This window comes from Pseudogemmobacter blasticus (assembly GCF_003071405.1).
GTDB classification, from domain to species: domain Bacteria; phylum Pseudomonadota; class Alphaproteobacteria; order Rhodobacterales; family Rhodobacteraceae; genus Pseudogemmobacter; species Pseudogemmobacter blasticus.
The window spans coordinates 2,012,358-2,032,930 of sequence record NZ_CP020470.1; the positions used below are offsets into that span (position 1 = coordinate 2,012,358).

At 69.0% G+C, this 20,573-nt stretch carries 18 protein-coding genes and 1 riboswitch; of the genes, 13 read left to right on the top strand and 5 right to left on the bottom strand.

All coding sequences use genetic code 11. From position 1 onward, the window contains the following. Nucleotides 1-8: 8 nt before the first annotated feature. The 5 genes from B6K69_RS09810 to pheS all read left to right on the top strand — a co-directional run bounded on the left by B6K69_RS09810 (nt 9) and on the right by pheS (nt 3,762). Nucleotides 9-233, top strand: a complete 225-nt coding sequence (locus tag B6K69_RS09810) for a hypothetical protein (protein WP_107672687.1) — start codon at nt 9-11, stop codon at nt 231-233. 120 nt (nt 234-353) lie between these two features. Next, nucleotides 354-554, top strand: coding sequence for a 50S ribosomal protein L35 (gene rpmI / locus B6K69_RS09815; RefSeq protein WP_107672491.1), 201 nt, complete (start codon nt 354-356; stop codon nt 552-554). A 12-nt stretch (nt 555-566) separates the two neighbouring features. Then, nucleotides 567-932, top strand: coding sequence for a 50S ribosomal protein L20 (rplT, locus tag B6K69_RS09820; RefSeq protein ID WP_107672490.1), 366 nt, complete (start codon nt 567-569; stop codon nt 930-932). A gap of 209 nt (nt 933-1,141) precedes the next feature. Continuing rightward, a complete protein-coding gene (locus B6K69_RS09825) occupies nt 1,142-2,566 on the top strand; it encodes an alanine/glycine:cation symporter family protein (protein WP_108644876.1) in 1,425 nt (474 codons plus the stop codon). 116 nt (nt 2,567-2,682) lie between these two features. After that, nucleotides 2,683-3,762 carry a phenylalanine--tRNA ligase subunit alpha gene (gene pheS, locus B6K69_RS09830; RefSeq protein ID WP_108643647.1) on the top strand — a complete coding sequence of 360 codons (1,080 nt, stop codon included), beginning with the start codon at nt 2,683-2,685 and terminating at the stop codon, nt 3,760-3,762. Between the two features lie 101 nt (nt 3,763-3,863). Here the strand turns inward: pheS and B6K69_RS09835 are convergent, their stop codons facing one another. Together B6K69_RS09835 and B6K69_RS09840 are read right to left on the bottom strand one after the other, a co-directional pair. Continuing rightward, complete coding sequence (locus B6K69_RS09835; RefSeq protein WP_236939029.1) at nt 3,864-4,967, bottom strand: TIGR03862 family flavoprotein; 1,104 nt, start codon at nt 4,965-4,967, stop codon at nt 3,864-3,866. Between the two features lie 102 nt (nt 4,968-5,069). After that, nucleotides 5,070-5,681: an enoyl-CoA hydratase/isomerase family protein gene (locus tag B6K69_RS09840; protein WP_108644878.1), complete on the bottom strand. Its 612-nt coding sequence runs from the start codon at nt 5,679-5,681 to the stop codon at nt 5,070-5,072. 146 nt (nt 5,682-5,827) lie between these two features. Between B6K69_RS09840 and B6K69_RS09845 the strand changes: the two genes are divergently transcribed. From B6K69_RS09845 to B6K69_RS09860, 4 genes are all read left to right on the top strand, one after another. After that, entirely contained in the window at nt 5,828-7,330 is a 1,503-nt protein-coding gene (locus B6K69_RS09845) for a DUF2125 domain-containing protein (protein WP_108643648.1), read from the top strand. A 71-nt stretch (nt 7,331-7,401) separates the two neighbouring features. Then, nucleotides 7,402-8,937: a DUF2125 domain-containing protein gene (locus B6K69_RS09850; protein WP_108643649.1), complete on the top strand. Its 1,536-nt coding sequence runs from the start codon at nt 7,402-7,404 to the stop codon at nt 8,935-8,937. A gap of 89 nt (nt 8,938-9,026) precedes the next feature. Further along, nucleotides 9,027-10,373: a TldD/PmbA family protein gene (locus B6K69_RS09855; protein WP_108643650.1), complete on the top strand. Its 1,347-nt coding sequence runs from the start codon at nt 9,027-9,029 to the stop codon at nt 10,371-10,373. Continuing rightward, nucleotides 10,360-11,166, top strand: a complete 807-nt coding sequence (locus B6K69_RS09860; RefSeq protein ID WP_108643651.1) for a 3'(2'),5'-bisphosphate nucleotidase CysQ — start codon at nt 10,360-10,362, stop codon at nt 11,164-11,166. Before B6K69_RS09855 ends, B6K69_RS09860 begins: the two co-directional genes overlap by 14 nt. 154 nt (nt 11,167-11,320) lie before the next feature. Here B6K69_RS09860 and B6K69_RS09865 read toward each other — a convergent pair whose 3' ends face one another. Then, complete coding sequence (locus B6K69_RS09865) at nt 11,321-13,786, bottom strand: DEAD/DEAH box helicase (protein ID WP_108643652.1); 2,466 nt, start codon at nt 13,784-13,786, stop codon at nt 11,321-11,323. A 185-nt stretch (nt 13,787-13,971) separates the two neighbouring features. Then, entirely contained in the window at nt 13,972-15,081 is a 1,110-nt protein-coding gene (gene aroC, locus B6K69_RS09870) for a chorismate synthase (RefSeq protein ID WP_108643653.1), read from the bottom strand. A 219-nt stretch (nt 15,082-15,300) separates the two neighbouring features. Here aroC and B6K69_RS09875 point away from each other — a divergent pair, with 219 nt between their 5' ends. From B6K69_RS09875 to B6K69_RS09890, 4 genes are all read left to right on the top strand, one after another. After that, nucleotides 15,301-16,290 carry a TerC family protein gene (locus tag B6K69_RS09875; protein WP_228156710.1) on the top strand — a complete coding sequence of 330 codons (990 nt, stop codon included), beginning with the start codon at nt 15,301-15,303 and terminating at the stop codon, nt 16,288-16,290. Nucleotides 16,291-16,340: 50 nt separating this feature from the next. Continuing rightward, nucleotides 16,341-16,443, top strand: a riboswitch (TPP riboswitch). A gap of 37 nt (nt 16,444-16,480) precedes the next feature. Further along, a complete protein-coding gene (gene thiB / locus B6K69_RS09880; protein ID WP_108643654.1) occupies nt 16,481-17,461 on the top strand; it encodes a thiamine ABC transporter substrate binding subunit in 981 nt (326 codons plus the stop codon). Continuing rightward, nucleotides 17,437-18,960 carry an ABC transporter permease family protein gene (locus B6K69_RS09885; RefSeq protein ID WP_108643655.1) on the top strand — a complete coding sequence of 508 codons (1,524 nt, stop codon included), beginning with the start codon at nt 17,437-17,439 and terminating at the stop codon, nt 18,958-18,960. Before thiB ends, B6K69_RS09885 begins: the two co-directional genes overlap by 25 nt. Beyond that, the gene (locus B6K69_RS09890; RefSeq protein WP_108644880.1) at nt 18,947-19,645 is read left to right on the top strand and encodes a thiamine ABC transporter ATP-binding protein; all 699 of its coding nucleotides are present in this window, start codon (nt 18,947-18,949) and stop codon (nt 19,643-19,645) included. Before B6K69_RS09885 ends, B6K69_RS09890 begins: the two co-directional genes overlap by 14 nt. Nucleotides 19,646-19,708: 63 nt before the next feature. On the opposite strand, the gene B6K69_RS09895 is transcribed toward B6K69_RS09890, so the two are convergent. Then, nucleotides 19,709-20,572, bottom strand: coding sequence for a cytochrome c1 (locus B6K69_RS09895; RefSeq protein ID WP_164681927.1), 864 nt, complete (start codon nt 20,570-20,572; stop codon nt 19,709-19,711). Between the last annotated feature and the right edge of the window lies 1 nt (nt 20,573).

Here is a 20,573-nt window from a genome sequence, read left to right on the forward strand (position 1 = left end):
GGGACAAGATGGATACCGATCTGTATCTGACTGTCGGGGTCGTGCTGGCGGCCCTGACCATCCCCTCGCTCCTCTCGGCCTGGACCGAGGGGAGACCGCCCCGCATCGGGGCGATCATGCTGATTGCGGCAGGGGCGCTGATCGTGGCGGCACTGACGCAGAAACCCGGGGGCTATACCTTTGCCCAGGCGACACAGGCCATGGCCTCGGTCGTGGGGCGCTATCTGAACTGACCCGGCCCGCGAATCCCCTTGCGCGCCCGCCGATGGCCGCCTATAGGGGCGACTTCGGAAAGAACCGCGCGGACGGCGAATGTGGCATGCCTCCCCGCGCGCGAAACACTGGAGTGTAAAATGCCCAAGATGAAGACCAAATCCGCTGCGAAGAAGCGGTTCTCCTTCACCGCCAGCGGGCGCGTGAAGGCCGGTGTGGCCGGTAAGCGCCACGGCATGATCAAACGCACGACGAAGTTCACGCGCCAGGCGACCGGGACCATGATCCTGAACGCCAGCGACGAAGGCATCGTCAAGAAATACATGCCCTACAACCGGTAAGGAGAGCGAAACATGTCCCGCGTCAAATCCGGCAAGGTCACCCACGCCCGTCACCGCAAGGTGATCAAGGCGGCTTCGGGCTATTATGCCGCCCGTTCCACCAACTTCCGCACCGCCACCCAGGCGGTCGACAAGGCGAACCAGTACGCCACCCGCGACCGCAAGGCCAAGAAGCGCAGCTTCCGCGCGCTCTGGATCCAGCGGATCAACGCGGCCGTGCGTCTGTTCGACCCGGCCTTCACCTATTCGCGTCTGATCGCCGGTCTGGCCAAGGCCGGGATCGAGGTGGACCGCAAGGTTCTGGCCGATCTCGCCGTTCACGAACCCGAAGCGTTCAACGTGATCGCCGACAAGGCCCGCTCGGCCCTGGCCGCCTGAGCCGCCGAAGCAACCGCATCGCAAGGGCCGCCCGGGCAATCGGGCGGCCCTTTGCTTTTGGCCGCCACCTGCCGCTTCCGCATTGTTGCCGTGAAGATGCGGGTTTTGTTTGCGCCCTGCCTCGCCCCCGTGTCACAGTTTCGTTACCTCGGCCGGAATGCTCTGGCCCGCGGTGCAAGCAACGGGGTGCCAGTCAAGGAGTGCAGGCAGTGACAGCCATCATAGGTTTTCTGAATAAGGTCTTCTGGGGTTATGTGCTGATCTACGGTCTGATCGCCGTCGGCATCTACTTCACCATCCGTCTCCGCTTCCAGCAGATCCTGCGCTTTGGCGAGATGATGCGTTCGGTCACCGCCGCACCGGCCGGTGACCGGGGCGGCATCTCGCCGTTTCAGGCGCTTTGCACCAGCCTTGCCTCGCGCGTGGGCACCGGCAACATCGCCGGCGTGGCCGTCGCGCTGGTTCTGGGCGGCCCGGGCGCGATCTTCTGGATGTGGGTCGTTGCCTTCGTCGGCATGGCCACGGCCTATGCCGAATCCACCCTGGCGCAGCTTTACAAGGTGCGGGAAGCAGGCAGCGAAGCCGATGCCGTCTATCGCGGCGGCCCGGCCTTCTATATCGCGCACGGCCTTGGCCTGCCCTGGCTGGGCGCCGTCTTCTCGGTCTGCCTGATCCTGTCCTTCGGTCTGGTGTTCAACGCGGTGCAGGCCAATTCCATCGCCGATGCGATGACCGGCGCCTTCGGGATTCCGAAGCCCGTCACCGGCCTTGCACTGGCCGCGCTGACCGCCATCGTCATCTTCGGCGGCATCCGCCAGATCGCCCGCGTGGCCGAATATGTGGTGCCCTTCATGGCCGGCATCTACATTCTGGTCGCGCTCTTCGTGCTGGTGACGAACCTGACCGAAGTGCCCGCCATGCTGTATCACATCGTCGCCAATGCCTTCGGCCTTGCCGAAGCGGCGGGCGGCGTGGCCGGCGGTCTGGCCGCGGCCATGCTGAACGGCGTCAAGCGCGGCCTCTTCTCGAACGAGGCCGGCATGGGTTCGGCGCCGAACATCGCCGCCGCCGCCTCGCCCAACCCGCACCACCCCTCCAGCCAGGGCTTCGTGCAGGCGCTTGGCGTCTTCATCGACACCATCCTGATCTGCACCTGCACCGCGCTGATGATCCTGTTGTCCGGCGTCTATACCCCCGGAGGAGAGCTGACCGGCACCCAACTGACCCAGGCCGCGATGCAGGAACATATCGGCGGCATCGGAAGCTGGTTCGTGGCGGTGGCGATCTTCTTCTTCGCCTTCACCTCGATCATCGGCAACTATGCCTATTCGGAAATGGCGATGTCCTTCCTGGGCATCGGCAACCGCACCGGGCTGACCATCCTGCGCTCGCTGGTGCTGGCCATGGTAATCTGGGGCGCGTTGCAGGCGGTCTCCACCGTCTTCGATCTGGCCGATGCCTCGATGGGGCTGATGGCCACGATCAACCTGATCGCCATCCTCGCCCTGTCGGGCACCGTGGTAACGCTGACGCAGAACTACTTCCGCCAGCGCGATGCCGGGCGGGAACCGCGGTTCCACATCGCCGATCACCCCGAGATCGCCCGCGGGGTGGATGCCGACATCTGGAAGTGACGCCGCCCCGGCTGCGCGTCTGAACGGGGGCCTCGCCGGCAACGGCGGGGCCCTTCCCCTTGCATTCGCGGCCCCGCCCCGCTAACCCCGGACCGGAATTTTACCCGGAGTCCCCGATGGATCTGACCGACATCCGTGGCAAGTACATCGCAGCCGTGGCCGGCGCCGCGGGCGAGGCTGCGCTGGAAGAGGTGCGCGTCGCTGCCCTTGGCAAGAAGGGCGAGATTTCGGCCCTGATGGCCACGCTGGGCCGCATGGACCCCGACGAACGCAAGGCCGCCGGCGCCCAGCTCAACGCGCTGAAAGACGAAATCGACGCCGCGCTGCGCGCCCGCAAGGCCGCGCTGGCCGATGCCGCGCTGGATGAACGCCTGCGCGCCGAGTGGCTGGATGTCACGCTTCCCGCCCGCCCGCGCCGCATGGGCACCATCCACCCGGTCAGCCAGGTGATGGACGAACTGACCGCCATCTTCGCCGACATGGGCTTTGCCGTCGCCGAAGGCCCGCAGGTCGAATCCGACTGGTACAATTTCGATGCGCTGAACATCCCGCCGGAACACCCCGCGCGGCAGGAACATGACACGTTCTTCATGGCCCGCGCGGAAGGCGACAACCGCCCGCCGCATGTGCTGCGCACCCACACCAGCCCGGTGCAGATCCGCGCGCTGCAAACCATGGGCACGCCGCTGCGGGTCATCGCGCCCGGCCGCGTCTACCGCATGGACATGGACCAGACCCACACGCCGATGTTCCATCAGGTCGAAGGCATCGCCATCGACCGCGACATCAGCATGGCCAACCTGAAATGGACGCTGGAGGAATTCTGCCGCGCCTTCTTCGAGGTGGATCAGGTGGAACTGCGCTTCCGCGCCAGCCATTTCCCCTTCACCGAACCCTCGGCCGAAGTGGACATCCGCTATTCCAACGTCGGCGGCCAGCTTCGCATCGGCGAAGGCGACAAGTGGATGGAGATCCTTGGTTCGGGCATGATGCACCCCAAGGTGCTGCAGGCCGCCGGCGTGAACCCCGACGAATGGCAGGGCTTCGCCTTCGGCATGGGCATCGACCGCATCGCCATGCTGAAATACGGCATCCCCGACCTGCGCGCCTTCTTCGAAAGCGACCTGCGCTGGCTGAAACACTACGGCTTCAGCGCGCTGGACGTGCCCGATCTGCCGGGCGGACTGAGCCGGTGAGAAGGGACGAGGAGCACACCAAGCTGGAAATCTAGCGACTGCCCCTTCCCCTTGGCGCAAATACCCTGCGGGGGTGCGGGGGTGCAAAACCCCCGCCGGCGCTACCGCTGTGCCGCCGCCCGCCCGGCCCAGCGCCCGGTGGCCCAGCAGCCCGTCAGCAGGTAGCCGCCGGTCGGCGCTTCCCAGTCCAGCATCTCGCCGCAGGCAAAGACGCCGGGCAAGGCGCGCAGTTCCAGACCGTCGGTCAGGCTGTCGCGCGTGATGCCGCCCGCGACCGAGATCGCCTCGTCCAGCGGCCGGGGGCCGGCATGGCGCACCGGCAGCGCCTTGACCGCCTGCGCCAGCGGCAGGCCCTGCCCCCATTCCCGCAGCAGCGCCGCCGTGCCCGGCGCCAGCCCCAGCTTGCGCAGCCGGTTCGCGGTGCTTTCGCCCGGCTTCATCCGCGCCAGCCGGGCCGCGACCTCGGCCCCGCTCACATCGGGCATCAGGTCCAGCACCAGCGCCGCACCGTCGCGCACTGGGCGGGACACCGCATAGATCCCGCCGCCTTCCAGCCCGCGGGCGGAAATCACGAACTCGCCGCGCGAAACCGCCTGGCCCGCGTGCAAGGCCGCGCCCTTGACCGCCGTGCCGAACCAGCGCGCCATGGGCGGCGACCAGTCCACCGCCAGCCCCATGTTCGCCGGCTTCCACGGCGCCACCCCGACACCGCGCCCTTGCAGCCACGGCACCCAGGCCCCGTCCGACCCCAGCCGTGCCCAGCTTGCCCCACCCAGCGCCAACACTGTGACGCGCGGGTGCAGCACCTGCACACCGTCCGGCGTGTCGAAGCGGAACCCGTCGCCGTCAAACCCCGCCCAGCGCCAGCGCGTGCGCAGCTCCACCCCCGCCGCGGCCAGCCGCTGCAACCAGGCCCGCAGCAGGGGCGAGGCCTTCATCGCCACCGGAAACACCCGCCCCGACGATCCGGTGAACACCTCCTGCCCCAGCCTCCGGCACCAGTCCTGCACCTCGGCCGGGCCAAAGGCGGCCAGCATCGGCGCCAGCCAGGCGGTGTCGTACCGGGTCACGAAATCGGCCAGCGGTTCCTGTTTGGTGACGTTCAGCCCGGATTTCCCGGCCATCAGCAGCTTGCGCGCCGGGCTGGGCCTGGCTTCGGCCACCAGCACGCGCCGTCCGGCGGCGGCAAGTTCCCCGGCCGCCATCAGCCCTGCCGGACCGGCCCCGATCACCAGCGCATCGCATCCGGTCACGTCATCCAAACCCCAGATCCCCTGCCCAAGCTGCCCCCCGCCGCGCACCGGGGATCAGACCATCGCCTTGATCGCCGCCCCATGCGCCGCCGTGGCCGCCAGCGCATCGGCGCACAGCGCGCGGGCAGCGCCCAGCAGCCCCTCGCCCGCCACGATCCGGTCGATCAGCCCCCAGGCCAGCGCCTCGTCCGCGCCGATCTTCTGCCCCGCCAGCAGGATCATCTTCGCCCGCGCCGGCCCCACCAGCGCCGCCAGACGCGCCGGGTCCGAAGGCTGCGGCCGGTAACCCAGCTTCATCACCGGGTAAAAGAAATTCGCCCCCGGCACCGCGATGCGGCAATCGCAGGCCAGCGCAATGCCGAAGGCGCCGCCCGCCAGCGTGCCGTTCAGCGCCGCCACCGTCAGCCCGGGAAACGCCGCCACCGCGCCCGAGGCGCGTTCCCAGACCGGATCGGTCGCCAGACCTGCCTTCGCCGCCTCAAGATCGGCCCCGGCGGAAAACACCTTGCCCTCGCCGGTCAGGATCAGCGCCTGCGCGCCCGCCACCGCCGCCCCTTCGGCGGCCTCGGCCACCGCCGCCAGCATCCCTGCCGTCAGCGCATTCGCCTTGTCCGGGCGGTTCAGCCGCACAATCCGCAACCGCCCTTCGTCCTGAACCGCAATCATTCCCGCCTCCGCATCCGCTTGCGGCCCCGCCATAGCCTGCCGCGCGCGCCGCACCAAGCCCCAAGGCCGTCCCGGCAAACCCCACTTGACGCCACCTGCGGCACAACGGACCATAGGCGCTGTATTTCATCCATGAGGCTTTCGTCATGAAACACTGGCAGCTTTCGGGCAGCACCGCCCTTGTCCTTCTGCTTACGGCCCCCGCAGCCCTTGCTGTCACCCCCGAAGAGGTCTGGGACAACTGGCAAAAGCTGGTTGCCGCCTCGGGCGAGCTGACCGCCGGTGCCACGCAGCGCAACGGCGACACGCTGGAAGTGACCGGCCTGACCTTCACGGCGAAGAACGTCGAGGAAGGCACCACCTTCTCGACCACGCTTGACCGCCTTGCCTTCCGCGATCGCGGCGACGGCTCGGTCGAGATCACCCTGCCCGAGACCTATCCCTTCACCGTGACGGGTGCCGAGGCGGATGCACCGGCCTCCTTCACGGTCAAGACCGTGGGCACCGGCCTGTCGATTGTCGCCTCGGGCACCGCCGAAGCCACGAATTACGACTATGCCGCCACCGAATATGCCGTGACCGCCGACAGCTTCAAGACGGCTGACGGCAAGGCGATTGATCTGGTCGTCAAGGCCGCGATGAAGGAACTGGCCGCGAAATACGCCGTCACGCCGGGGGCCGCCGGCACCGCGATCGAATCGTCGGGAAGCGTTGCCTCGACCGTGGTCGATGTCGCGGCGAAAGACGCCGAAAAGGGCACCGATGTCACCGCCAGCGTCACGGTCGGCGCCTCGACCGGCACCAGCAAGGCCGTGCTGGTGGATCAGGCGCTGATGGCGAACATGTCCACCGCGCTGAAGGCCGGGTTCATGGTCGATGGCGGTTCCACCGTCGGCCCCGTGACCATCAAGGTCAACGCCACCGAAGCGGGCAAGCCCACCGCCTTCGATGCCACGCTGGGCGGCGCGAAATTCAAGGTCGCGCTTGACAGCCAGCGCGTCGATTACGGCTTCGGCATGACCGATGTCGCCGCCTCGCTGTCCAGCCCGGACGTGCCGGTTCCCGATGCCTCGGCCGCCTTTGGCGAGCTGGCTTTCGGCGTCAAGCTGCCGGTCGCCATGACCGACACGCCGCAGGATTTCACCGCCCTGTTCAAGCTGGCCGACCTGACCGCCGCCGATGGCCTCTGGGCGCTGTTCGACCCGGGCGCCCAGCTCAAGCGTGATCCGGCGACGCTGATCCTTGACCTCAAGGGTCAGGGCCGCTGGACGGCTGACATCATGGACCCGGCGGTTCAGGAACAGGCCGCCCCCCCGCTGGAACTGGCCTCGCTTGACCTGTCCGAAGTGCTGTTCAAGGCGCTTGGCGGCGAAATCAACGCCACCGGCGGGCTGACCTTCGACAACACCGATCTGGCCACCTATGGCGGCGTTCCGGCCCCCACGGGCAAGATCGTGGCCAACCTCAAGGGCATCAACGCGCTGATCGACACCGCCGTGTCGATGGGCCTTGTCCCCGAGGACGAAGTGATGGGCATCCGCATGGGTCTGGCGATGTTCGCCAAGCCGGGCGCCGGCCCCGACGAGCTGGTCTCCGAGATCGAGTTCAAGGACAAGCACCTGTTCGTCAACGGCCAGCAGTTGCAATAACACCCCCGAAAGACACAGGGGCGGCGGCACGCAAGCCGCCGCCCCGTTCATTTGTGCAAGGGTCGCCCCCGATGGTCCGTCTTCCCCTGACCGCCACCCTGCTGCTGGCGCTTTCCACCCCTGCCCTGGCCGGGGTGACGGCAGATCAGCTTTGGCAGGCCATGCGCAATGCCGCCGCGGCTGGCCAAGGCACGCTGACCGCCCGGGAACAGCGCAGCGGCAGCCAGCTTGTGCTGACAGGTCTGGCCTGGCAGCCCGACCTGTCGCAATCGGGCGTCCTGCGGATCGACCGGATGACCCTGACCGAAAACCCCGACGGGTCGGTCTCGGTGATCCTGCCGCCCGAATTTCCGCTGACCATCCTTCCCGATCCTGCCGCGCAGTCCACTCCGGTGGTCTTCAACGTCGCCGCGCCCGATCTGGCGGTCACCATCCGCGGCCTTGGCGACACCGCCGATGTCGCGGCCAGCGCCAGTTCAATCTCGGCCACGCTGGACGAAGCCTCGCTCCGCCGCCCCGAGGTGGAGGGCACCGCCACTGCCGCACTTGCCGCCGCCGATCTTGCGCTGCATTACCGTCAGGATCTGGCCGCACCCGCCGCAAGCGTGGACGGGGCGGTATCGCTGGGGGCGCTTCATGCCGAGCTGCGGATCGACACGCCGCAGAACGGCAAGGGTACGCTCAACCTTGACCTTGCCGCCCTTGCCGGCCACCTGCGCGCCCATCGCCCGGCCTCGGCTGCCCCGCCCCATTCCCCGGACACCCCGCCCGATCTGCCCGCCACCATCGCGGCCTTTGCCGACGGCATGTTCCTTGACGCCGGCCTGACGCACGGCGCCGTTGCCCTGCTGCTGGATGTGGTCAACCCGCAGGATGGCCCGGTCTATCTTGATCTTGCCGCGGAAAGCGGCCGCAACCTTCTGCGGGTCGACGGCACCGCCGCCGGCTTCGACACCACCCTTGGCCCAACCCGCTTTGCCATGCGGTTGAGCGACCCCGCCGCGCCGATCCAGAATATTGACTTCAGCCTTGCCGAATACAGCACCACCGCCAGCCTTGGCCTGGGCGATCTGGTCAGCCCGCAGCCGTGGTCGGCCAGCCACCGCATCCTTGACCTGGCGCTGTCGGAAAACCTGTGGTTGCTGGCCGACCCCGGCGCCGCCCTGCCGCATGATCCGCTGACCCTGTCGATTGGCCTGTCCGGCCTCTGGTCGCTGGACCCGGCCGCGCTGCGCCCCGGCTGGGTCGCCCCGCCCCCCGACGCGCCGCCGCCGCTGACCACGCTGACCATGGCGCTGGACGATCTGCTGGTTCAGGCTGTCGGCGCCCGGCTGACCGGCAAGGGCGGGCTGTCCTTCGACATGGCGGACACCACCACCTTCGACGGCGCGCCGCTGCCCACAGGCCGCATCGACCTTGCCGCCACCGGCATCAACACCCTGATCGACCGGCTTGTCGCCATGGGCCTTGTCTCGCCCGATGATCTGACCGGCCTGCGCTTCGGCCTGATGGCGATTGCCCGCGCCGGGGCCGAACCGGACAGCCTGACCACCGCGCTTGAGTTCCGCGACAAGGGCTTCTGGCTGAACGGCGTCAAGATCCGCTGATCCATTCACCTGCGCATGATGCTTGCGGCGGGGGGCGCGGCAGACTACCTGACATCCGCGCCCCCCGCGCGACGAAGGAGCTGCGACCGATGCCCACCCCTGCCCTGCCGGACCTCGCCGCCGCCCTGCTGGATGCCGCGCGCAAGGCCGGCGCCGAAGCCGCCGACGCCATGGCCATTTCCGACAATGCCCTGACCATTGATCTGCGGCAGGGCCGACTGGAACAGGCCGAACGGTCGGAAAGCCTTGAGGTTGGCCTGCGGGTGCTGATCGGCGGGCGGCAGGCCTGCGTTTCGGCCTCGGACACCGCGCCCGCCACGCTGACGGCGCTGGCCGAACGCGCCGTCGCCATGGCGCGCGAGGCGCCGGAAGACCCCAGCGCCGGGCTGGCCGATGCGGCCGATCTGGCGCGCGGCTGGGATGTGGCGGCCCTTGAACTGGCCGATGACACGCCCGACCCCAGCGCCGCCGCGCTGGAAGCCGCCGCCCGCGATCTGGACAGCGCCGCAATGGCGGCGGGCGGCGTTGCGCAGGCCGAATCGACCGCCGCCTTTTCGCGCCGCGCCGTGTTCCTGGCGCAAAGCAACGGCTTTGCCGGCGGCTATGGCCGCACCGGCCATTCCCGGTCGGTCACCGCCTTCTGCGGCACCGGCACCGGGATGGAGCGGGACTGGGCCGGCGAAACCCGCACCCATGGCGCCGATCTGCCGGGAGCCGCGTCCATCGGCCGCCTGGCCGCCGAACGCGCCCGCGCCCGGCTTGGCGCCGTCAAGCCGCCGACCGGCCGCTTCCCCGTGGTCTATGACGAACGGGTGGCGGCCAGCCTGATCGGCCACCTGCTTTCGGCCATCAACGGCAGCGCCATCGCCCGGGGCGCAAGCTGGGCGCGTGACCTGCTGGGTCAGCCGGTGCTGCCACCCGGCCTGTCGCTGACCGAAGATCCGCACCGCCCGCGCAGCGGCGCCTCGCGCCCCTTCGATGCGGAAGGCCTGCCCACCGCCGCCCGCGCACTGGTGCAGGACGGCGTTCTGCAAGGCTGGGTGCTGGACCTGGCCACCGCCCGCCGCCTGGGCCTGCGCTCCACCGCCAATGCCAGCCGCGGGCCGGGGGCGCCGCCCTCGCCCTCCACCACCAACGTCGATCTGACGCCCGGCCTGCAAAGCCGCGCCGATCTGCTGTCGGCCATGGGCACCGGCCTGCTGATCACCGGCATGATCGGCCAGACCATCAGCCCCACCACGGGCGATTATTCGCGCGGCGCCTCGGGCTATTGGGTGGAAAACGGCCGCATCTCGCATCCGGTGAACGAATGCACCGTCGCCGGCAACCTGCGCGACATGCTGCTGCGGATCGTGCCCGCCAATGACGCCCGCCCGCACCTGTCGCTGCGGGTTCCTTCGCTGCTGATCGACGGGATGACCCTTGCCGGCGCCTGAGCCCACGCCCGACCAAGACCTTGCGCTTCTGGCCGATGCGGCGGCGGCGGCCGGGCCGCTGGCCCTGTCGTTCTGGCGCAACGCGCCGCGCGCCTGGGACAAGGCCGGCGATCAGGGCCCGGTGTCCGAGGCCGATCTGGCCGTGGATGCCCTGCTCAAGGCCACGCTGCGCGCCGCCCGCCCCGGCTATGGCTGGCTGTCCGAGGAAACGCCCGACGATCCGGTCCGGCTGGGCCATGACCGGGTGTTCATCATCGACCCGATCGACGGCACCCGCGCCTTTCTGGCGGGCGAAGACGGCTTTGCCCTGTCGCTGGCCGTGGCGCAGGCGGGGCGGGTGACGGCGGCGCTGGTTCACCTGCCGGCGCGGGGCGCAACCTATGCCGCCACGCAGCACGGACCCGCCACCCGCAACGGCAACCCCATCGCCGCCAGCCCGCGCCAGGATCTGACCGGCGCCGATGTGCTGGCCAACCGCGCCTCGCTGGCGCCCGAGCTGTGGCCCGGCGGGGTGCCCGACCTCAAGCGCAGCTTCCGCACCTCGCTGGCCTGGCGGCTGTGCCGGGCGGCCGAAGGGCGGCATGACGCGATGCTCACCTTCCGCGACACCTGGGAATGGGACATCGCCGCCGGCTGCCTGATCGCCGAACGCGCCGGCTGCCGGGTGACAGACCGCACCGGCGCGCCCATCCGCTTCAACGCCCCGCAACCGCGCGCCGCGGGCGTGATCGCCGCCCCGCCCGCGCTGCACGGCGCCCTGCTGACGCATCTGCACCCGCCCGCCGCCCGCTGATCCGGGGGCCCCCATGGGGCCGGCCCCCCCTTCATCTGTCCATAAATATCCCGGGGGCGCGCGGGGGCTGGCCCCCGCCGTCGCGCCACAGGACCGGCCAAAGAAAAAGGCGCCCGCAAACCACGGGCGCCTCTTCAGATTCTATCTGCCGACCTCAGCTCCGCGGCTTTTTCGGCGGGGCAAAGCGCTTCGAGGTGTCGCGCGCGTCGGTCTTGGGGGCTGCGGGCTTCTTCGCGGCAAAGGGCCGGCTTTCCGCCCCGCCGTGGCTCTTGCCACCCCAGCTCTTGGCGCCGTCCTTTGCCCCGGCCGGTTTGCGCGGCCGGTCGCCGCCCTCGGGGCGCGCCTCGCGCGGTTTCCACTCGGCCTTGGGGGCCGGACGGTCGCCATCGGCGCGGCCCTTGTAGCCGGTGCCTTCGGCGGCATGGCTCTTGTAGCCGGCCGCACGCGCCGGTTTGCCCGCCGCACCGCCGCCATGCGACTTGAACCCGGCGGACCGATAGGGCGCCTTGCCCTCGGCCGGGGCGCTGCGTTCGGCACGGTCATCCGGCGTCCAGCGCGGCTTTTTCGCCGGTTCGCCCTCGCGGCTTTCGCGGGCCACCCAGGGCTTGCGCGGCGCCTCCTCGGCGCGCGGCTTGCGCGGGGCATCGCCGTCGCGCGGGGTCCAGGGCTTCCGCGGTGCGTCGCCGTCCCGCGGGGCGCGCGGCTTGCGGTCATCGCCACCGTCGCGCGGAGCCCAGGGCTTGCGCGGGGCATCGCCCTCGCGGGCCGCCCAGGGTTTGCGCGGCGCATCACCGTCCCGCGGGGCGCGCGGCTTGCGGTCATCGCCGCCGTCACGCGGCGCCCAAGGCTTGCGCGCGGCGCCTTCCTCGCGCGGCTTCCAGGGCTGCCGCTCTTCCCCACCTTCGGGCCGCTTGGCCCAGGGCTTGCGGGCCGGGGCCGCCTCGGCCGCGCCTTCGCCGTCTTCGACAAAACGCGAAGGCTTCGGCCGGTAGGCCGGCTTTTCCCGGTCATCGCGGCGGGGCGCGGGGCGGTTCAGGTCCGGCTCGCCGGCCATCCGTTCCATCTGAAGACCGGGTTCGATCTCCAGCGTCTGGCCAAAGCGCGGCGCGGCGGCTTCGGCGATCTGGATATAGGTCACCTCCTGCTGCACGCGGATCGCGCCGATGGAATCCTTGGCGATGCCGCCCGCCTCGCAGACCTTGGGCAACAGCCAGCGCGCCTCGGCGCGGCCGGTATGGCCCACGGTCAGCCGGAACCACACCGCGGCCCCGAACTCGCCCCGCGGGCGGGCCGGTGCGGGGGCGGCCGGCATCGGCTCATCCGACAGGACTTCGGGCGCGGCACGCCCCTTGCGCCACATCCGCACAAAGCCCGCCGCCACCGCTTCGGCCGAATGCTTGTCAAGGATCGCCTCGATCAGTGCTTCTTCTTCCGCCTCGGGGGCGGCCAGCACCAGATCGGCCAGCAGCCGCGAATCCTCGCGCGCCTGCACCTCTTCGGCGGTCGGCGGCTTGCCCCATTCGGCCGTTACCCTCGCGCCTTGCAGAATACGGTTCGCCTTGCGGAATTCCGCCGTGGGCACCACCAGCACCGAAAGCCCCTTGCGCCCGGCCCGGCCCGTCCGGCCCGAACGGTGCAGCAGCGTTTCCGGGTTGGTCGGCAGATCGGCGTGGATCACCAGTTCCAGACCCGGCAGGTCAATGCCGCGCGCGGCCACGTCGGTGGCGATACAGACCCGTGCCCGCCCGTCCCGCAGCGCCTGCAGGGCGTGCATCCGCTCGCTCTGGCTCAGTTCGCCAGACAGCGCCACGGCCTGGAAGCCCCGGTTCACCATCCGCGCGAACAGGTGGTTCACATTGGCCCGCGTCTTGGCGAAGACAATCGCCGTCGGCGCCTCGTGATAGCGCAGCAGGTTGAAGATCGCCGGTTCCTTGTCGCGGTTCGCGACGCTGACCGCCTGATATTCGATGTCGGCGTGCTGCGAGGATTCGCCCTGGGCCACAACACGCAGCGCATCCTTCTGATAGGTGCGCGCCAGCTTCTCGATTTCCTTCGGCACCGTGGCCGAGAACATCAGAACCCGCTTTTCATCAGGGGCCGAGCCGAGCAGGAATTCAAGGTCTTCGGCGAAGCCCATGTCCAGCATCTCGTCGGCCTCGTCCAGCACCACGGCCTTCAGCGCCGACAGGTCAAGGCTGCCGCGTTCCACATGGTCGCGCAGCCGGCCCGGCGTGCCGACAACGACATGCGCGCCACGGTCCAGCGACCGGCGTTCGGTGCGGTAGTCCATGCCGCCCACGCAGGATGCCAGTTGCACCCCGGCCTCGGCGTAAAGCCATTCGAATTCGTGCTTCACCTGCAAGGCCAGTTCGCGCGTCGGCGCGATCACCAGCGCCAGCGGCTTTTCCGCCGGCAGCAGCCGCTCAACCCCGCCCAGCACTTCCGGCGCCATGGCCAGACCAAAGGCCACGGTCTTGCCGCTGCCGGTCTGCGCGCTGACCAGAAGGTCACGCCCCGCCGCCTCGGGCACCAGCACTGCCTCCTGCACCGCAGTCAGCGCCTCATAACCCTTCGATGCCAAAGCCGCCTGCAGCGGCCCGGCTACCCGTTCCATATCCATTCTCTGTCCTGTCCGGGGGGCAGCGCCCCCTCATATGAAGCCAAACGGCCTCATCACCCCCGCCACATCCTTGCCAAGCGGATGCAGCCCCGGGACTTCACAGGCCATCCGGGGGCCATACACGGGTTTTCACCCGCTGTATAGGGAACACCGGCCGGTTGTTTGCCGGCGGACGTAACGCAAGGTCAGGCCGGCCGGCCAAGCTGCCCGCGCTGCGCGCCGGTCTGGCCCCTGTCCAGCAGCCAGTGATCCAGAATGACGCAAGCCATCATCGCCTCGCCCACCGGCACCGCTCGGATGCCGACGCAGGGGTCGTGGCGGCCCTTTGTCACCACCTCGACCGCCTCGCCCGCCAGGTTGACCGACTGGCGCGGCGTCAGGATCGACGAGGTCGGCTTGACCGCGAAGCGGCACACCACCGCTTGCCCGGTCGAGATGCCGCCCAGGATGCCGCCCGCATGGTTCGACCCGAAGCGCAGCCCCTGCGGCCCCATCTCCATTTCGTCGGCGTTCTCGACCCCGGTCAGACCCGCCGCCGCGAAGCCGGCCCCGATCTCGACCCCCTTCACCGCGTTGATCGACATCATCGCCCCGGCCAGATCCTGATCAAGTTTGCCATACAGCGGGGCGCCCAGCCCGGCCGGCACGCCCTCGGCCACCACCTCGACCACGGCGCCCACCGAATTGTGGTCCTTGCGAAGCTGGTCCAGATGCGCAGCCCAGGCTTCCGCCGCCACCGCATCGGGGCACCAGAACGGGTTGCGCTCGATCTCGGCGGCGTCGAACCGGCTGCGGTCAATGGCCAGCTTGCCCAGTTGCACCATATAGCCGCTGATCCGCACCTCGGGCGCCACGGCCGCCAGCACGGCCCGCGCCACGCCCCCCGCCGCCACCCGGCTGGCGGTTTCGCGGGCGCTGGACCGGCCCCCGCCGCGCGGATCGCGGACGCCATACTTCAGGTGATAGCTGATGTCGGCATGTCCGGGGCGGAACGCCTCGGCGATGTTGCTGTAATCCTTGGAGCGCTGGTCGGTGTTCTCGATCATCAGCAAAATCGGTGTGCCGGTCGTCACCCCCTGATAGACGCCGGACAGGATGCGCACCTGATCCGCCTCCTGCCGCTGGGTCACGAACCGCGACTGCCCCGGTTTGCGCCGGTCCAGCCAGGGTTGCAGATCGGCCTCGGACAGCGGCACGCCGGGCGGGCAGCCATCCACCACGCAGCCAATCGCCGGCCCGTGGCTTTCGCCCCAGGTCGTCACGCGGAACAGATGGCCAAAGGTGTTGAGGCTCATGTCACTCTCCCAAATCCCGTTCGGGCATAGGGCGCGTCAGACTTTGCTTCAAGCCCCTCTTGAATTCCTGCATCGTCCCCTTACCTTACCCTCGCGGGACGGGCCCCTCTGACGACGCAAGTCGTGATGTCGGACCGCATCGAGACTGCGCTCGATGTCAGCCCGGCACCCTGCCCCTGAAAAGGCTGACCTCTCGACGCGACAACAAATGAGAGGCGGATGGGGATGGAATTCCTGTTATTACTGTTCATGGGCAAGCCGGTCTGGATGTGGCTTGTCTTTCTGGGCATCGTTCTTGCCCTGCTGGTTCTGGATCTTGGCGTGTTCAACAAGACCGACCACGAAATCGGCGTTGCCGAAAGCCTGAAGATGTCGGCCTTCTACATCACGCTGGGCGTGGCCTTCTCGGCCTTCGTCTGGTGGCAGATCGACGCCGAAGCCGCGAAACTGTATCTGACGGCCTTCGTGGTGGAAAAGACGCTGGCGATGGACAACGTGTTCGTCATCGCGCTGATCTTCAGCTTCTTCGCCATCCCGCGCCAGTATCAGCACCGTGTCCTGTTCTGGGGCATCCTGGGCGTGATCGTGCTGCGCGGCATCATGATCGGCCTGGGTGCGACGCTGGTCGCCCAGTATCACTGGGTTCTCTACATCTTCGCGGCCTTCCTGATTGCCACCGGCATCAAGATGCTGGTGACCGAGGAAAAAGAGATGGACATCAGCCAGAACCCGATTCTGCGGTTCATGCGGCGCCGGATGAACGTCACCGACAAGCTGCACGGCAACGCCTTCTTCGTGAAGGAGCCGCATCCCCGCACCGGCAAGCTGATCACCTTTGCCACCCCGCTGTTCCTGGCGCTGGTGATGGTGGAACTGGCCGACCTTGTGTTCGCGGTTGATTCGGTGCCCGCGGTGTTTGCCATCACCACCGACCCGTTCATCGTCTATACCTCGAACATCTTCGCCATCCTTGGCCTGCGGGCGCTTTACTTCGCGCTGGCGGCGATCATCCACCGCTTCCACTATCTCAAATATGCGCTGGCGATCCTGCTCGTGTTCATCGGGTCCAAGATCTTTGTCGCCGACCTGATGGGTTGGGAAAAGTTCCCCGCCAACTGGTCGCTGGCGATCACCTTCGTGATCCTTGCCGCCGGTGTCCTGTGGTCGCTGTGGAAGACGCGCAGCGACAAGCTGGAACAGCACGGCTGATACCACCTGCATCGGCGGCCCTTGCGTCGGCCGCCGATGCCCCTATGCTGACCGATACCTCGGGGTGCCTGGCAACAGGCTGAGATGCAGCGATGCGGACCCGTTGAACCTGAACCGGATCATACCGGCGGAGGGAAGGTGCATCGGAATCCTCCATGCCCGGCCACCCGTCGCCACCATGGAGGACCATATGAGACCCCCCTTCCTTGCGGCGACCGTCGTTTTCCTTGCGGCCACGGCCGCAACCGCGGAAACGCCTGTCCTGACCGTTCTGACCTATGACAGCTTCGTCAGCGAATGGGGCCCCGGCCCCGCCGTGGAAAAGGCGTTCGAGGAAACCTGCGGCTGCGACCTGCGCTTTGTCGCCGCCGGCGATGGCGCGGCGCTGCTGTCGCGCCTGAAGCTGGAAGGTGCCGCCAGCGAGGCCGATGTCGTGCTGGGTCTGGACACCAACCTTGTGGCCGAGGCCACGGCGACCGGCCTGTTCGCGCCCCACGGCCAGCCCGCCGCCGCCGCGCTGCCGGTGCCTTATGACGACCCGCTGTTCCTGCCCTATGACTGGGGCTGGTTCGCCTTTGTCTATGACAAGACCAGACTGACCGCCCCGCCCGCCTCGTTCGAGGCGCTGGCGGCCAGCGATGTGAAGGTCGTAATTCAAGACCCGCGCTCATCGACGCCCGGGCTTGGGCTGCTGATGTGGGTCAAGGCCGCCTATGGCGACCGCGCCCCCGAGATCTGGAAAGGGCTGGCCGACAACATCGTGACCGTCACGCCCGGCTGGTCGGAATCCTACGGCCTGTTTCTTCAGGGCGAGGCCGACATGGTGCTGAGCTATACCACCTCGCCCGCCTATCACCGGATCGCGGAAAAGGATGACACCAAGGACTGGGCGCCCTTTTCCGAAGGGCATTCCCTTCAGGTCGAGGTGTCTGGCGTGCTGGCGGCCAGCGACCAGCCCGATCTCGCGCGGGCCTTCGTGGCCTTTACCCAGACCCCCGGCTTCCAGTCGGTGATCCCCAAAACGAACTGGATGTATCCGGCCTCGGCAACGACCTTGCCCGAGGGATTTGAAACTGCACGGCCCGAAAAATCGCTGCTGATAACGGCGGATGAGGCACGGGCGGCGCGTGACGGGGCGCTGGCGGAATGGCAAGCGGCGCTCGCGCAGTAGGGGCGCTGGCGGCGCTGATGGTGGCCGCGCCTCTGGGCGCGGTTGCCTGGTCGGCCGGGGGGCTGCGTCTTTCGCCCGCCGATCTGGCCGCGCTTCGCTTCACCCTGACGCAGGCGGTGCTGTCGGCGCTGGTCTCGATCCTTCTGGCGGTGCCGGTGGCCAGGGCGCTGGCACGGCGGCGGTTTCCGGGCCGCGGCGTGCTGATCACGCTGATGGGTGCCCCCTTCCTGCTGCCGGTGATCGTGGCGGTGCTGGGGCTGGTCGCCGTCTTCGGGCGGGCCGGCTGGCTGAACGGGGCGCTGGCGCTGGCCGGCTTGCCGCGCATGGATGTCTATGGCTTGCAGGGCGTGGTGCTGGCGCATGTGTTCCTGAACCTGCCGCTGGCCACCCGGATGATCCTGCAAGGCTGGCAGGCCATCCCGGCCGAACGGTTCCGGCTGGCCGAAAGCCTGTCATTCGGCCCGGCACAGATGGCGCGCTACCTGGAACGGCCGATGCTGGCCGAGGTGGTGCCCGGCGCGCTGGCCACCGTCTTCGCGGTCTGCCTCACCTCCTTTGCGGTGGCGCTGGTGCTGGGCGGCGGGCCGGGCGCGACCACGCTGGAACTGGCGATCTATCAGGCCGTGCGGTTCGAGTTCGACCTCAGCCACGCGGCGGGTCTGGCGCTGGTGCAGACGGCGCTTGGCGGGGCGGCGGCGCTGGCGGCATGGCGCATGGCGCGGGCGGCGGGGTTCGGCGCGGGGCTGCAGATGGCCCCGGCGCTGCGCGGCCCCGTGGGGTGGCGGCGCGGAGCCGATACGCTGGCCATCACGCTGGCGGCGGGGTTCCTGCTGCTGCCGCTGGGGGCGCTGCTGATCCGTGGCGTGCCCGGCCTGTTCCAGTTGCCCGACATGGTCTGGCTGGCCGCGGCGCGGTCCATTGCGGTGGCGCTGCTGTCCACCGCCGTGACCATCACCGCCGCGCTGATCCTGGCGCTGGCCGTCGCACGGGGCGGGCCGCGCTGGCTGGATCTGGCGGCCGCCTTGCCGCTGGCCACCAGCGGGCTGGTGCTGGGCACCGGGCTGTTCCTGATCGTGCAGCCGGTCATGGCGCCCACGCGGCTGGCGCTGCCCGTCACCATTCTGGTGAACGCCCTCTTGGCGCTGCCCTTCGTGTTTCGCCTGCTTCTGCCCGAAGCGCGGGCGCTTGAGGCAGGCTATGGCCGGCTGGCCGGCAGTCTGGGCCTGTCGGGTGCGGCCCGGCTTCGCCTGCTGACCCTGCCCCGGCTGGCACGGCCCATCGGCTTTGCCGCCGGGCTGGCGGCGGCGCTGTCGATGGGCGACCTTGGGGTGATCGCGCTCTTCGCCGCCGAACAGGGCGCAACGCTGCCGCTAGTGGTGCAGCGCCTGATGGGCGCCTATCGCACCGATGCCGCGGCAGGGGCTTCGCTTTTGCTGGTGGGGCTGAGTTTTGCCCTGTTCTGGGCCTTTGATGCAGGGGGACGTCGTGCTGCAGCTTGATCGCGTGGAACTGGCCCAGCCGGGCTTCCGGCTGACCGCCGACTGGTCGGTTCCCAAGGGGGCGCGGGTGGCGCTGATCGGGCCGTCGGGGGCGGGGAAATCCTCGCTTCTGTCGGCCATCGCGGGGTTCTTTCCGCCGGTGGGCGGTCATGTCCTGTGGAACGGCTCCGCGCTTGACGGGCTGGCGCCCGGCGAACGGCCGCTGTCCATCCTGTTTCAGGACCAGAACCTGTTTCCCCACCTGACCGTGGCGCAGAACGTGGGCATGGGCCTGCGCACCGATCTGCGCCTTTCGGCGGACCAGACCGCGCGGGTAACCGCCGCCCTGGCCCGCGTGGGGTTGGCGGGGCTGGAATCCCGCCGCCCGGCCGAGCTGTCGGGCGGCCAGCAGGGCCGCGCCGCGCTGGCACGGGTCTTGCTGCGCGCGCGCCCGCTTCTGTTGCTGGACGAACCCTTCGCCGCGCTGGGGCCTGCTCTCAAGACCCAGATGCTGGATCTTCTGGGCGATGTGGCCGGCGAAACCGACGCGACGGTGCTGATGGTGACGCATGACCCCGCCGACGCCCGCCGCTTTGCCGGGCTGACGGTGCTGGTCGAAGGCGGCACCGCCCACGCCCCGGCCCCGACCGAGGCCCTGTTCACCGCGCCCCCGCCAGAGCTGGCGGCCTATCTGGGCGCCGCCTGAAACGAAGAAAGCCCCGCCTGATGGTCAGGCGGGGCTTCCGGTTTCCGGGTTGTGGCCCAAAGGTCAGATGGTGACCTTCTTGCCCTTCACGCCGGCCCACAGCTTCTTGTTGGTCAGGAACAGCAGGGCCGACAGGACCACAAGGAAGGTCACGGCAATGAAGCCGGCCTGCTTGCGCGCCATCAGCTTGGGTTCCGCCGCCCAGTACAGGAACGAAGCGGCGTCTTCGGCCAGTTGGTCCAGCGTCGCCGGGGTGCCGTCGGCATAGGTCACCATGTCGTCCATCAGCGGCGGCGCCATGGCGATCCAGCTTCCGGGCACGGTGGAAATGCCATGCTCGTCCTTGCAGCTATCGGGCACACCGCCGTTCGGGAAGGCGCTGTTGTAGTAGTAGCCGTCAATCCCTTCCGGGGCGCAGGCCGGGTTTTCCTCGAAATGCGTCAGGATCGAGTAGATGTACTCGGGCCCGCCCATGCCGTTGAACAACTGGCTCATCCCGGTGCCATAAGGGCCGTGGAAGCCGGCGCGCGCCTTCGCCATGAGCGACAGGTCCGGCCCCATGCCATCGCCCGCACGCGACGGGAAATGGTCGGTCCATTCGCGCGGACGTTCTTCACCATCGGCCAGCGGCACGGCATCCAGACCTTCCGCATAGGCGCGGACCTGATCGGCCGGCAGTTGCGGACCACCCGGATCGGCCAGCGTGCGGATCGGCACATACTTCAGCCCGTGGCACGACGAGCAGATCTCGGTAAAGACCTGCAGGCCGCGCTGAAGCTGCATCTGGTCGAACTTGCCGAACGGGCCTTCATGGGCGAAGGCCTTGTCGGTGAATTCGACATGCGCCCCGGTCGCGGCCATTGCCGCGCCCGATGCAAGCACCAGCGCCGAAGTGGCAGAGAGTGCGATTTTCCTCATCATGGTCATC

Coding starts and splice junctions, on each gene's coding strand:
- B6K69_RS09895 (WP_164681927.1), bottom strand. CDS start 20,572: ATGACCATGATGAGGAAAATCGCACTCTCTGCCACTTCGGCGCTGGTG.
- rpmI (WP_107672491.1), top strand. CDS start 354: ATGCCCAAGATGAAGACCAAATCCGCTGCGAAGAAGCGGTTCTCCTTC.
- B6K69_RS09845 (WP_108643648.1), top strand. CDS start 5,828: ATGAAACACTGGCAGCTTTCGGGCAGCACCGCCCTTGTCCTTCTGCTT.
- pheS (WP_108643647.1), top strand. CDS start 2,683: ATGGATCTGACCGACATCCGTGGCAAGTACATCGCAGCCGTGGCCGGC.
- B6K69_RS09850 (WP_108643649.1), top strand. CDS start 7,402: ATGGTCCGTCTTCCCCTGACCGCCACCCTGCTGCTGGCGCTTTCCACC.
- aroC (WP_108643653.1), bottom strand. CDS start 15,081: ATGAGCCTCAACACCTTTGGCCATCTGTTCCGCGTGACGACCTGGGGC.
- B6K69_RS09840 (WP_108644878.1), bottom strand. CDS start 5,681: ATGATTGCGGTTCAGGACGAAGGGCGGTTGCGGATTGTGCGGCTGAAC.
- rplT (WP_107672490.1), top strand. CDS start 567: ATGTCCCGCGTCAAATCCGGCAAGGTCACCCACGCCCGTCACCGCAAG.
- B6K69_RS09810 (WP_107672687.1), top strand. CDS start 9: ATGGATACCGATCTGTATCTGACTGTCGGGGTCGTGCTGGCGGCCCTG.
- B6K69_RS09835 (WP_236939029.1), bottom strand. CDS start 4,967: ATGGCGGCCGGGGAACTTGCCGCCGCCGGACGGCGCGTGCTGGTGGCC.
- B6K69_RS09855 (WP_108643650.1), top strand. CDS start 9,027: ATGCCCACCCCTGCCCTGCCGGACCTCGCCGCCGCCCTGCTGGATGCC.
- B6K69_RS09865 (WP_108643652.1), bottom strand. CDS start 13,786: ATGGATATGGAACGGGTAGCCGGGCCGCTGCAGGCGGCTTTGGCATCG.
- B6K69_RS09885 (WP_108643655.1), top strand. CDS start 17,437: ATGGCAAGCGGCGCTCGCGCAGTAGGGGCGCTGGCGGCGCTGATGGTG.
- thiB (WP_108643654.1), top strand. CDS start 16,481: ATGAGACCCCCCTTCCTTGCGGCGACCGTCGTTTTCCTTGCGGCCACG.
- B6K69_RS09875 (WP_228156710.1), top strand. CDS start 15,301: ATGGGGATGGAATTCCTGTTATTACTGTTCATGGGCAAGCCGGTCTGG.